Here is a 9,772-nt window from a genome sequence, read left to right as displayed (position 1 = left end):
ATACGCCTTCCTCACAACTGAAAGTGCTTTACAACCCGAAGGCCTTCTTCACACACGCGGCATGGCTGCATCAGGGTTTCCCCCATTGTGCAATATTCCCCACTGCTGCCTCCCGTAGGAGTCTGGACCGTGTCTCAGTTCCAGTGTGGCTGATCATCCTCTCAGACCAGCTAGAGATCGTCGCCTTGGTGAGCTCTTACCTCACCAACAAGCTAATCTCACCTGGGCTAATCCTGACGCGAGAGGCCCGAAGGTCCCCCTCTTTGCTCCGAAGAGATTATGCGGTATTAGCCATCGTTTCCAATGGTTATCCCCCACATCAGGGCATATTCCCAGGCATTACTCACCCGTCCGCCGCTCGCCGCCCAACAAATCCCCCGAAGGTTCAATGTTGTCGCTGCCGCTCGACTTGCATGTGTTAGGCCTGCCGCCAGCGTTCAATCTGAGCCATGATCAAACTCTTCAATTAAAGTTTTGGCTCAATGAAATACTGTTAAATCACTACCGAAGTAATGATTGAATTGACTGTGCCAACTTACTTTCACTACCGAAGCAGTAAACTTAAATTGTATTGGTCACTCAGTTTCATTGATAATTCTTTTGTTGACTATCATTTCACGAGTGCCCACACAGATTGCATGGTCAAATTGTTAAAGAACAATGATTGTCACAACGGCTCTGAATCAGTGCTTTATCGTGACAACGGAGGCGCATTATAGAGACTTAGTTAGGTTTGGCAACACCCTAAATTAAATTATTTCGCCAAACCGAATCGAGTGGTTAATTATTAAACACAACAAGCCGTTCTAGCCTGTTATACGCCCTACACCTCTGCTTGTTCTTCTATCCGAGTCACCAATTCATCGGGTAGTGACAGTGCTTTGGCCAACTCATCCAAGTAAGCGCGCTCCAAAAAGTGGTCAACATCTACCGTCAGGAGAGACACTAAATACACTTCAGAGGCCAATGCCATATTATCAACTTGCTGGCTCAGGGCATTTGGATCAAGCGGGGCATCAACCCAACGCAAAATTGCCGCTTCACTATCAAGATCTAATTGCTGTCCCGCGACCCACTTGGCGATTGCTGCACGTTCCTGCTCATCAATATGTCCATCAGCTTTAGCCGCAAATACCATTGCTTGAAGCAGTAAACCGGCTTTATCATCCAGTTGCTGTTGAAATACAGGCTCAGAGACTGACGTTAAGTTCGGTGCCGCTTCATCATCTTGCTGCCACTTTTTATACGCCTGATAAGCCAATGTACCGACCAATGCCGTTCCACCAACAGCGGCAGCTTTAGTCCCATACTTTTTGGCTAATTTGCGTGTTTTCTTATTACCCAGTAGCGCCCCAACGACCCCACCGCCCAACGCACCTTTTAGCAAGTCGCTCGACGAACCCGCTTGTCTACCTGTTTGTTCCTTTCCCTTATCAAGATATTTACTCGCTTCACCCAGCAATTTATCCATCATGGTTTTCATGCATCCTCCGACATCCAATAAAGACTCTGATAAAAGAGTGTGAAAAGAGGTTGAGACTCAATGTCAGGGAAAATGTCATTGCGACATTACGTAGAGTAGATAGATGGAGATGAATTTGAAATGAATGCAACGGTAAAGGAATGTAAAAAAGCCCCCCTTAAATTAAGGAGGGCTTTGGCTTTAGATAAGCTTGTTTACTGTTTGGCTTCAATATGGCCGTCTGCAGCGACGACTTTTATAGGCTTACCCGTAACAAACTTGCCTGACAGAATGTCTTGCGCCAACGGGTTTTCTATATATTGCTGGATTGCACGCTTCAACGGACGTGCACCGAATACAGGATCAAACCCAGCTTCCGCAATCAGATCCAACGCACTGCTATCCAGTTCTAGCTGATAATCACGCTCTTCAAGCCTTTTCACCAAACGGGCGATCTGGATACTGGCAATATTCTTGATATGTTCAGCACCTAGCGGGTGGAACACCACGGTTTCATCCACGCGGTTGATGAACTCTGGACGGAAATGCTGACCAACCACGTCCATTACCGTCTGTTTCATTCCCTCGTAGTCCAACTCACCAAAGTGCTCTTGGATCCGGTCTGAACCGAGGTTGGAAGTCATGATCACCACGCAGTTACGGAAATCCACCGTCCGGCCTTGGCCGTCGGTCAATCGCCCATCATCCAGCACCTGTAGCAAAATATTGAACACATCAGGGTGCGCTTTTTCTACTTCATCCAGCAATATCACCGAATATGGACGACGGCGAACCGCTTCTGTCAGGTAGCCCCCTTCTTCGTAGCCAACATAGCCCGGAGGTGCCCCCACTAGCCGAGCAACCGAGTGCTTCTCCATAAACTCTGACATATCGATCCGCACCATGGCGTCGTCGCTATCAAACATAAAGTGTGCCAGAGATTTACACAGCTCAGTTTTACCCACCCCAGTTGGACCGAGAAATAGAAAAGAGCCAATGGGACGGTTTGGATCAGACAGCCCAGCACGGCTACGACGAATCGCATTCGCCACCGCATCGACCGCTTCATCCTGCCCGATTACTCGCTTGTGCAATGCTTCTTCCATGCGAAGTAGCTTGTCGCGCTCTCCTTCCAGCATTTTGGCTACCGGGATCCCCGTTTGGCGAGAGAGTACTTCCGCGATTTCCGCGTCGGTCACTTTGTTTCTCAGCAGGGTCATTTCCTGCATTTCCGCCTGGGCAGCCAAGTCGAGTTGTTTTTCCAACTCAGGGATCTTGCCGTATTGCAGCTCCGACATCCGGTTGAGATCACCCGCACGGCGAGCAATTTCCATATCTGTGCGTGCTTGTTCAAGCGCCGCCTTGATATGCTGAGTGCCGGACAAGGCCGCTTTCTCGGCATTCCAAACTTCTTCTAATTCGGCGTAGTCACGCTCTTTTTTATCCAGCTCATCACGCAGATCGCTCAAGCGCTTCTGGCTGGCATCGTCACTCTCTTTTTCCAGCGCCTGCTGTTCAATCTTGAGCTGAATAATACGCCGCTCCAGCCGATCGAGAGATTCCGGCTTAGAATCTATCTGCATGCGAATACTGGAGGCGGCTTCATCAATCAAGTCGATCGCCTTATCCGGCAGTTGTCTATCCGAGATGTAACGATGTGACAGCCCCGCCGCGGCAACAATAGCCGGGTCGGTAATTTCCACATGGTGGTGAAGCTCGTAACGCTCTTTCAAACCACGCAGAATAGCCACCGTATCTTCTACCGTCGGCTCATCCACCAGCACTTTCTGGAACCGGCGTTCAAGCGCGGCATCTTTTTCAATATATTGGCGGTACTCATTGAGGGTGGTTGCACCAACACAATGCAGCTCACCGCGAGCCAGTGCCGGTTTTAGCATGTTGCCGGCATCCATTGAACCTTCACCCTTACCGGCACCAACCATGGTATGCAGCTCATCAATAAACAGGATGATGCTGCCTTCTTCTTGTGATAGCTCGTTAAGTACCGATTTCAGGCGCTCTTCGAATTCACCGCGGTATTTGGCACCGGCGATCAACGCGCCCATATCCAAGGAAAGGACACGTTTGTGACGCAATCCCTCTGGGACCTCGCCATTAATGATGCGCTGTGCCAACCCTTCAACAATCGCTGTCTTACCCACACCTGGCTCCCCGATGATCACAGGGTTGTTCTTGGTACGGCGCTGCAACACTTGAATGGTACGGCGAATTTCGTCATCGCGGCCAATAACAGGGTCCAACTTGCCCTGCTCGGCACGCTCGGTCAGATCGATGGTGAATTTTTCCAATGCCTGTCGATTTTCCTCGGCATTGGGATCATCGACATTCTGGCCACCGCGGACTTTTTCGATCGCTTGCTCTATTTTTTCGGCGGTCAGCCCTTTGTCTTTCAATAACTGACCGAGCGGCCCTTTGTCGTCCGCCGCCGCCAGAATAAATAATTCAGACGAGATATATTTGTCTTTGCGCTTCTGAGCCAACTTATCGCACATGTTGAACAACATGCCCATGCCATGGGACAGCTGCACATCACCGCCGATACCGCTGACCTTTGGTAGTCGCTCCAATAGCTCGGATAAGCCCGAACGCAACTGAGCAATGTCGACGTTCAGCAAGGTGAGCAATGGACGGATGGTACTGCCATCCTGGTTCAGTAGTGCCACCATCAAGTGGGCGGGCTCTATATACTGATGGTCTCGCCCCAATGCTAGCGATTGAGCATCAGAGATTGCCATCTGGAATTTGCTAGTAAAACGGTCAAGACGCATAAGTCCTCCTATCTTCTCTCACCATAAGATATGGTGGCCTAGCTCTCGTTTTTCAAGCCAAATATTCCTCTGCTGATCGCCTTATCGACGATTTCTCTCGTTACTTCAATACATTCCGTTGAGTGTATATAGGATAAACTTCCGAGTTTTATCGTATACCACACCCTTTATTGATCCTTGTTACCGAATGGAATACCATTAAACGGTACGTCATACCATAAAGAGGAAGCTCTCATGACCAAGCAACACCTTTTAACTTGTGTAATCGCCCTCGCGACTTTAGTAGCCCCATCCACGGTATTGGCCCAACGTGATATTCAAGAGACTCGGCAGGAAGTAAGACAAGAAGCTCGTATTGAAGCCCGAACTGAAGCCCGTATCGATAACCGCCGTAACGCTGTACCAAACAACAATAACAACATCATCATTATCAATAATGCCATGCTCAAAACGGTCAGCTATAAGGGTATTGTTTTGCTACACGATAGCGTTAACCAACGCTTCTACCGTGCCGTCGGCAATGGGTATGAGGTTTACAATGTACCATACGGTGCCCAAGTGGTAGAGCTATCACCCGCGACCCCCACGAAAATCACCCTAATCCAGTAAAGATACAACCAGATAACAAAAAGCCCTGCATTAGCAGGGCTTTAGAAGAGTATGTTAAATTGGTTATTCCAGCCAAATCAAGGTTGCCTGACGGCCTGTTACCCCATCGCGGCGATACGAGTAGAACCGCTCGGCTTCGGAATAGGTACAACAATCCCCACCAGAAACATTATCAACAGACACACTAGCAAGACGTTGGCGTGCCAGTTGGTACAAATCAGCCAACCACTTTTCACCATAAGGCTGAAAAGCTTCTACCGCTGCAGGATCATGGGCGAGAAACTGCTCACGCACTTCCCCACCAACCTCAAACGCCTGTGGGCCAATGGCCGGACCGAGCCAAGCCATAAGCTCAGAGCCAGGAACAGAAAACTTAGCGACAGCCTGTTCAATAATGCCATCAACCAAGCCACGCCAACCAGCATGTACAGCAGCAACTTGTGTACCTTGTCGGTCACAAAGGATCACCGGCAAACAATCTGCTGTCATTACCACACAAGGCAATAGCGGTTTTGCGGTATAACTACCGTCAGCATCGATTGCTTTTGATTGAGCTTGTTCAATACTAATAACATCAATGCTATGCGTTTGGTTCAGCCATACTGGCACTGTAGTCAATCCAAGTTGGTGCTGTAGCCATTGGCGGTTTTGCCGCACAACCTCTGGTTCATCCCCAACGTGGTTACCGAGGTTCAAGCCTTGGTAAGGCCCAATGCTGTTACCACCTTCACGAGTGGTCGCAATGGCTTTCACATTAGCCGGCGCTGGCCAGTCAGGGACGATCCACATATTAGTACTCTTCTTCTTGGTTCGCGTCTTTATCCTTACGCAGGATACTGATCATCGCCACCATGTCGATTGGAAGCGGCGCACGCCATTCCATTAGTTCACCCGTGATCGGGTGCGCAAGGCGAAGCATTCGTGCATGCAGGGCCTGACGATCAAATGCACGCAGAGCCTGTACTAGCTCATCGGATGCATTTTTCGGCGGACGAGGACGGCCACCATAAATCGCATCACCAATCAGTGGATGGCTTAAGTAAGACATGTGCACACGGATCTGGTGGGTACGACCGGTTTCCAGGCGCAAGATAATACGAGTATGCTCGCGGAAATGCTCAGCCACGCGGAAACGAGTGATCGCCGGTTTGCCAAATTCACTGACAGCCATACAGATACGTTTGGTCGGATGACGGCCGATAGGCTTTTCAACCGTACCACCACCCGTCATCTTACCCATTGCAATCGCTTCATATTCACGGGTGATGCGGCGTTTCTGTAGCGCGCGAACCAGTCGAGTCTGCGCCTGAATCGTTTTTGCCACCACCATCAGACCAGTGGTGTCTTTATCCAGACGGTGGACGATACCGGCACGCGGTACTTCAGCCAAAGACGGGCAGTGGTGAAGCAGCGCATTGAGTACCGTACCATCCGGCGTACCAGCACCTGGGTGTACCACAAAGCCACGCGGCTTGTTGATGACGATAATATGCTCGTCTTCGTGTACGATATCTAATGGGATATCCTGAGCCACCCAGCGGACTTCGTCTTCGATTTCCGCTTTGATCGACAGCTCTTCACCGCCCATCATTTTCAAACGTGGTTTTGTCGTGACTTCCCCATCGACAGAAACCATACCATTAAGGATCCACTCTTTGATCCGTGAGCGGGAATAATCGGGGTGTAATTCAGCGATAACCTGATCGAGGCGCAAGCCAAGTTGGCTATCTTTTACTGTATTTGTTAACTCTATCTGCTGTGCCATAGCGAACTTTTTTAAAAAGCGTGGGACTAAACGTCAAACGCTGCGTAAAATAACATAATAGTGTCATTGTATCTGTTAACGGCTCAGACCGTAATGGATCCACCGAAATAAAATTTTTATCAAGGAAACAGTCGCCGCAATGAAACGCCTGACTCTATCGTCTCTTCTTGCCGTCGCCATACTTTCAGGCTGTTCAAGCACGGAAGAAGTGGTACCGGACGTACCGCCATCTGAACTTTACGCCACCGCCCAGCAGGCCCTGCAAGGCGGGAGCTGGACCACTGCCATCGAACGATTGGAAACATTGGATTCCCGTTACCCGTTCGGTGCCTACTCTGAACAAGTTCAGCTGGATCTTATCTATGCTTACTACAAAAATGATGATCTGGCGCTCGGTGAAGCAACCATCGATCGCTTTAATCGCCTAAACCCAGCCCATGAAAAAGCCGACTGGGTGCTGTATATGCGCGGCCTGACTAGCATGGCGCAAGATCGCAGCTTTATGCATGACTTGTTCAGCATAGATCGCCACGATCGCGATCCTGAGCCTGCTCGTAAAGCCTTCCGTGACTTCAAACGCCTGCTAGATCGCTATCCGAACAGTCGTTATGCTGCGGATGCCCAGGCACGTATGGTCTTTTTGAAGAACCGCCTGGCCGATTACGAGCTGGCTGCTGCCGACTTCTACTTACGCCGTGAAGCATGGGTCGCCGCGGTCAACCGCTCCCAGCTCATTCAGCGCGAATACCCGAATACCGAGGCCGCTCGCAAATCCTTGCTGATCATGGAAAGCGCTTACGAAAAACTTGGCTTGAGTGAGCCATTGGAAAACACCCGTAAGCTGATCGCACTCAATCCAACCTAATCGGTTGGCGTTCAGCCATAAAAAAACAGCAGCCCTTGGGCTGCTGTTTTTTTTAATCTGAATAATTTGCCTTGATGGCCACTGGCTACAAGACTGGTTAAATTTAACCCAAGCCTTTGTTATAAATCGAAAAAGGCCCCTGAATAGCACCAGCCACCAGCGTTCGTTCTTCCCTCATACTGCCCCAAGTTTCTGGTTTTCTACAAGCACTTTCTTCAAACTTTTTTGCAACAAACAAAGCATGATCACAGAATTTTTCTGGACAATATTTTAACAACGCAATCGTGATCTTGATCACATTATTGATTCCTGAATTTAGTAATCTGAATTCAACCCAACGAAGGGTAGCAAAAGAGGAAAGATAATTATGACTGTAGACATTACCGGCAAAAACCTAGATATCACCCCTGCTATCCGTGAGCGTATTGAGTTTAAATTCAAGAAGTTAGAAAAGTATCAGGTTCCACTTATCAGTAAGCACGCTGTGATCAGCACTGAGCCAAACCGCCAATTTAAAGTTGAAGCATCTGCTGCTATTCCTGGAGGTCAACTAGTCGCCTCAGCAGAGCATGACGATATGTACGGTGCCATTACTGAGGTATACCAAAAACTGGAACGTCAGCTGAACAAACAAGCTCACAAGCCAACGGCACGCCGTGCAAGTCACAGCAACAAGCCGCAAATTGAAGAAGCAGAAACTGAAGCCGAAGAAGAAGCATAATTATTCAAGAGGATTTGATAAACAGCCCTGCCTAGCAGGGCTGTTTAGTTTCTGCTTGACAAGACTTGCAAGGCTGAATAATGTTGAGCCATAACTAACCCAAAACCATAACATTCATTATTTATGCAAATAACCACACTGTTTTTCTTTAGCTTCTTTTTTATGTCACCTTAATGGGGGCTATTCGTTGCGCAAGAAACAAGCTAAAGACGAACAGACAGCCTCCTAACCAGGAGGCTTTTTTGTATGAATAAGACAGGGAGCGACAATGACAGAACCGCAGTATTCGCTGGACGAAATCAGAATTAACGTCAGCCGTATCGATAATGAAATCCTGAAGCTGCTCGCCGAGCGCCGCCAATTGAGCTTGGAAGTGGCCAAAAGCAAAATCCAAACCGCCAAGCCAGTGCGAGATCAAACCCGTGAACAAGCACTATTGCTGCGATTAATCGAAACAGGCCAATCCTTACAACTGGATGCCCAGTACGTCACCCAGATCTTCCATACCATCATCGAAGACTCCGTCTTGTTCCAGCAGGCCTTCCTGCAAAAAATCGCCAACCCTGAGAGCTTGCAACCTGTCGCACGCGTCTCTTTCCTTGGTGCTAAGGGCTCCTACTCGAACCTTGCCAGCCGCAGCTATTTCAGTAAAAAGCAAACAAAGCTGGTTGAGATCGGCTGTTCGACTTTTCGCGATGTCCTGCACACGGTGGAAATTGGTAATGCCGACTACGGTGTCCTGCCTATCGAAAACACCAGTTCAGGGTCGATCAACGAAGTCTATGATCTGCTTCAGCACACTAGCCTGTCGATTGTCGGTGAGATCAACCAACCTATCGAGCACTGCTTGCTAGCGGCGGCTGATACCAAGCTTGAAGACATTGATACTCTCTATTCCCACCCGCAGCCACATCAGCAGTGCAGCGAGTATCTCCACTCAATGGGCAATATTACCCAAGAGTACTGCTCAAGCACGGCAGAAGCGATGAAGAAAGTGGCTGAGCTGCAATTGCCCAACGTCGCGGCTATCGGCAATGCCTCAAGCGGCGAGCTGTACGGGCTGACCCCGCTCAAATCCAATATTGCCAACCAGCAGGAAAACTACACCCGCTTTATCGTCGTCGCGCGCAAGCCCGTGGAAGTGACCTCGCTGATCCCAGCCAAGACCACCCTGACTATGTCTACCGCGCAAAAAGCCGGTTCGCTGGTCGAGTGCCTGCTGGTACTGCGTAACCTCAATATCAACATGACCAAGCTGGAATCGCGTCCGGTGATCGGCAACCCGTGGGAAGAGATGTTCTACGTTGATGTCGAGGAAAATCTGAAATCAGACGTGATGCAGGAAGCGTTGGAAGAGCTGACCCGCCTGACCCGCTTTATCAAGGTACTGGGCTGCTACCCGAGCGAGAACGTCAAGCCGGTTGACCCTGAGACTGGTGATTTGATCTGATCATTTAGCTCAACAGGTTACTCTATTGTTTAGTGGCCTGTTGCTAGATAGAGTTCCAAAACCTAACCGCCAAGGACGGTCCGGGCTGGCGTTCCAGGTTTGGAGCGACAT

The 9,772-nt window shown here is 49.4% G+C and carries 9 protein-coding genes, 1 rRNA gene and 1 other annotated feature; of the genes, 4 read left to right on the top strand and 6 right to left on the bottom strand.

Annotated features, from left to right (window positions below):
- From L4D79_RS29600 to clpB, 3 genes are all read right to left on the bottom strand, one after another.
- Nucleotides 1-469 (bottom strand): 16S ribosomal RNA (locus L4D79_RS29600); the annotation flags it as partial.
- A 354-nt stretch (nucleotides 470-823) separates the two neighbouring features.
- The gene (locus L4D79_RS29595) at nucleotides 824-1,483 is read right to left on the bottom strand and encodes a tellurite resistance TerB family protein (RefSeq protein WP_428657348.1); all 660 of its coding nucleotides are present in this window, start codon (nucleotides 1,481-1,483) and stop codon (nucleotides 824-826) included.
- Nucleotides 1,484-1,677: 194 nt separating this feature from the next.
- Complete coding sequence (gene clpB / locus L4D79_RS29590) at nucleotides 1,678-4,251, bottom strand: ATP-dependent chaperone ClpB (RefSeq protein WP_428657346.1); 2,574 nt, start codon at nucleotides 4,249-4,251, stop codon at nucleotides 1,678-1,680.
- Between the two features lie 234 nt (nucleotides 4,252-4,485).
- On the opposite strand from clpB, the gene L4D79_RS29585 reads away from it, so the two are divergent.
- The gene (locus L4D79_RS29585; RefSeq protein ID WP_428657344.1) at nucleotides 4,486-4,860 is read left to right on the top strand and encodes a hypothetical protein; all 375 of its coding nucleotides are present in this window, start codon (nucleotides 4,486-4,488) and stop codon (nucleotides 4,858-4,860) included.
- 63 nt (nucleotides 4,861-4,923) lie between these two features.
- Here L4D79_RS29585 and pgeF read toward each other — a convergent pair whose 3' ends face one another.
- Nucleotides 4,924-5,649, bottom strand: coding sequence for a peptidoglycan editing factor PgeF (gene pgeF, locus L4D79_RS29580; RefSeq protein ID WP_428657342.1), 726 nt, complete (start codon nucleotides 5,647-5,649; stop codon nucleotides 4,924-4,926).
- A gap of 1 nt (nucleotide 5,650) precedes the next feature.
- Entirely contained in the window at nucleotides 5,651-6,625 is a 975-nt protein-coding gene (rluD, locus tag L4D79_RS29575; RefSeq protein WP_428657340.1) for a 23S rRNA pseudouridine(1911/1915/1917) synthase RluD, read from the bottom strand.
- 139 nt (nucleotides 6,626-6,764) lie between these two features.
- Between rluD and bamD the strand changes: the two genes are divergently transcribed.
- On the top strand, nucleotides 6,765-7,490 hold the full coding sequence (gene bamD / locus L4D79_RS29570) for an outer membrane protein assembly factor BamD (RefSeq protein WP_428657338.1): 726 nt from the start codon (nucleotides 6,765-6,767) through the stop codon (nucleotides 7,488-7,490).
- Between the two features lie 103 nt (nucleotides 7,491-7,593).
- On the opposite strand, the gene L4D79_RS29565 is transcribed toward bamD, so the two are convergent.
- Nucleotides 7,594-7,788 (bottom strand): hypothetical protein, encoded by a 195-nt coding sequence (locus tag L4D79_RS29565; RefSeq protein ID WP_428657336.1) that lies wholly within the window; start codon nucleotides 7,786-7,788, stop codon nucleotides 7,594-7,596.
- Between the two features lie 69 nt (nucleotides 7,789-7,857).
- On the opposite strand from L4D79_RS29565, the gene hpf reads away from it, so the two are divergent.
- Both hpf and pheA read left to right on the top strand, forming a co-directional pair.
- Nucleotides 7,858-8,211 (top strand): ribosome hibernation-promoting factor, HPF/YfiA family, encoded by a 354-nt coding sequence (hpf, locus tag L4D79_RS29560; RefSeq protein WP_428657334.1) that lies wholly within the window; start codon nucleotides 7,858-7,860, stop codon nucleotides 8,209-8,211.
- 125 nt (nucleotides 8,212-8,336) lie between these two features.
- Nucleotides 8,337-8,458: a sequence feature (Phe leader region), on the top strand.
- A 21-nt stretch (nucleotides 8,459-8,479) separates the two neighbouring features.
- Complete coding sequence (gene pheA, locus L4D79_RS29555; RefSeq protein ID WP_428657332.1) at nucleotides 8,480-9,661, top strand: prephenate dehydratase; 1,182 nt, start codon at nucleotides 8,480-8,482, stop codon at nucleotides 9,659-9,661.
- Nucleotides 9,662-9,772 lie beyond the last annotated feature (111 nt).

It is taken from the genome of Photobacterium satsumensis (assembly GCF_050336935.1).
GTDB classification, from domain to species: Bacteria; Pseudomonadota; Gammaproteobacteria; order Enterobacterales; family Vibrionaceae; genus Photobacterium; species Photobacterium satsumensis.
Note: the sequence above shows the minus strand (reverse complement) of the source record. Positions and strands in the feature narration are given on the sequence as shown.

Coding starts and splice junctions, on each gene's coding strand:
- L4D79_RS29595 (WP_428657348.1), bottom strand. CDS start 1,483: ATGAAAACCATGATGGATAAATTGCTGGGTGAAGCGAGTAAATATCTT.
- clpB (WP_428657346.1), bottom strand. CDS start 4,251: ATGCGTCTTGACCGTTTTACTAGCAAATTCCAGATGGCAATCTCTGAT.
- L4D79_RS29585 (WP_428657344.1), top strand. CDS start 4,486: ATGACCAAGCAACACCTTTTAACTTGTGTAATCGCCCTCGCGACTTTA.
- pgeF (WP_428657342.1), bottom strand. CDS start 5,649: ATGTGGATCGTCCCTGACTGGCCAGCGCCGGCTAATGTGAAAGCCATT.
- rluD (WP_428657340.1), bottom strand. CDS start 6,625: ATGGCACAGCAGATAGAGTTAACAAATACAGTAAAAGATAGCCAACTT.
- bamD (WP_428657338.1), top strand. CDS start 6,765: ATGAAACGCCTGACTCTATCGTCTCTTCTTGCCGTCGCCATACTTTCA.
- hpf (WP_428657334.1), top strand. CDS start 7,858: ATGACTGTAGACATTACCGGCAAAAACCTAGATATCACCCCTGCTATC.
- pheA (WP_428657332.1), top strand. CDS start 8,480: ATGACAGAACCGCAGTATTCGCTGGACGAAATCAGAATTAACGTCAGC.